The organism is Klebsiella sp. Ech2A (assembly GCF_030078455.1).
GTDB classification, from domain to species: domain Bacteria; phylum Pseudomonadota; class Gammaproteobacteria; order Enterobacterales; family Enterobacteriaceae; genus Klebsiella; species Klebsiella terrigena.
Genome location: NZ_JAQGFU010000373.1, coordinates 1 through 1,952 on the forward strand (window position 1 = coordinate 1; position 1,952 = coordinate 1,952).

General features: G+C 61.5%; 2 protein-coding genes. Both read right to left on the minus strand.

Annotated features, from left to right (window positions below):
- Nucleotides 1–956: ABC transporter substrate-binding protein (locus tag PFH44_RS27100; protein ID WP_283826762.1), on the minus strand; the 956-nt coding region annotated here is incomplete at its 3' end.
- Nucleotides 957–976: 20 nt separating this feature from the next.
- Nucleotides 977–1,952, minus strand: a 976-nt coding sequence (locus PFH44_RS27105) for a GNAT family N-acetyltransferase (protein WP_283826763.1), incomplete at its 5' end; no start/stop codon positions are given.

Sequence of the window (1,952 nt, forward strand, 5' to 3'; positions counted from 1 at the left end):
TACGGGCTCTTTTTCAGCAGATACTGCCGAACCGCGGCCTGCGGCGGTACGTCAAGGTACAGCGACAGATCCGCATCGCCCGCCTGAATACGCTGTATCACGCTGTCTTCGTTGTTGCCGGTAAAACTCACCTCGATGGCGTCAACCCAGGCTTTCCGCGCCGGGTCTTCCGCGTGGTTGTAGTCTTTCACTTTGCTTAATACCAGCTTCTGGCCGCTGGCGTAGCTGGCGACTTCATACGGCCCGCTGGACGGAAAGTTCTTGCGAAATTCCTGTGAGTCCGGGAAGTAGCGCGAAGCGACCTCTTCCGGCAGCGGGGTGACGAAGTTCATCGACAGAATGTTGAGGAAGTCATAGTTTTTGCTGTCGGCGCGCAGTACCAGCGTCTTGTCGTCTGGCGCGCTGACGCCTGCAATCTCGTGGCCGTCAATGAACGCCTTGCTGGCTGCAAGATCGCCGGTAGCGACTTTACTGAACGCCTGGCAGTAATCGGCAAACCCGGAGAACGCGAGGTTAAAGTAGTTCACCGCCGCCACCTGCTTGTTAGGATCGCAGAAACGCTTGATAGCGTAGACGAAGTCTTTTGCCACAATGGGGCGCGTCGTCGGCCCGGCGAAGCGAATACCGTCGCGCAGGTGGAAGGTGTAAGTTTTGCCATCGGCGCTGACGTCCCATGATTTTGCCAGATCGCCAACCAGCGTGGTGTCATCCTTCAGGCTGCTGGTCGAGCCGGGGTAGGTGACCAGCTGGCGGGTGACCGCCCGCAGGATCTCCCACGAGTCAACCGAGTAGCCGGTCAGCGGGTCGAAGGCGTCAAGATCCGGCTGCAATGAGGCAATCTTCAGCGTGCCGCCGGGCTGCGGCGCAGCCTCTTCGGCAAACGCCGGAACCATTGCGCTAGTGATAAAGGCAACAAAAAGGGCCTGGCCCATCAGGGGCCAACGAATGCTGTGCATCAAAAAATCTCCAGAAAAAGTTAGAAGAAAATTCCCGACCAGGGATGTTCATGACAGGCCAGCAGGCGCGTCAAACGCGCGGTGGACTGCGAATGGTGAGGCTGAATACGGCGTGCGGCCACGAGCTGGTGAGCGGTGTATTCGCCGAGCAGCAGCATGGCAAGCGCATCGATACCAAGCGAGATATCCGCCTGGCCGGCGCTGCGCTGAATGCCGTTAGACGATAGCCGCCAGACGCCGCGGTTTGCCTCAATCAGTGGGTCATCAATCGCCAGCGTGAGCGCCTCGCCGTCGCCAAGGGCTCGGGCGTTCAACGTCCGCTCGACGTTGATGATTCGCAGCCAGCTTTCGTCGACGCGCCTGACCTGCTGCACCGCGCGGGGATTTGCCAGCAGCAGCGGCAGGGCGTCATCCACCGGGCGGTGCGGCAGTTCGATATAGCGCGCGATATCAAGCTGCAGTAGGTAGCCGAACAGCTGCGCGGCTATCTGCGGGTCAGCGGCGTGCAGATCGTCAACCACCAGCGTGCGCTCGGTGCTGTACAACCAGTTATCGTCGGGCCTGGCGTGATAGCGCACAAAGCCCTGAGGCTCGCCATCCTTGAGCGCCAGCGCCACATAATGGTTCAGGCTGCTGTGCGCCAGACGATGCTGCTGGAGCGCCCACCACTGCGGCCAGCGGGTCAGCGTGCCGGCGTGGCGCTGCGGGTAGCGCGTCACGACGGTTTGCTGCGCCTCCCAGGCATCGGCGTGAGGCAGCAGGCGAATATCACCTTCGGCGGCGGGCAGCGATGACAGCTCGCGTTTATCAACCCTAAGATCCTGAATCGCTGTGGCGATACCGTAGCCGAAGCGCCCGTAAATGGTGCCCTGCGAAGCGCGCAGCGTGGCGACGGCGACTTCCTGCTGGTAAAGATCGGCCAGCTGTTGGCTGAATAGCGCCCGCAGCACGCCGCGACGGCTGAAGTGGGGCAGGACGCCGCCGTGGGTGACGGCG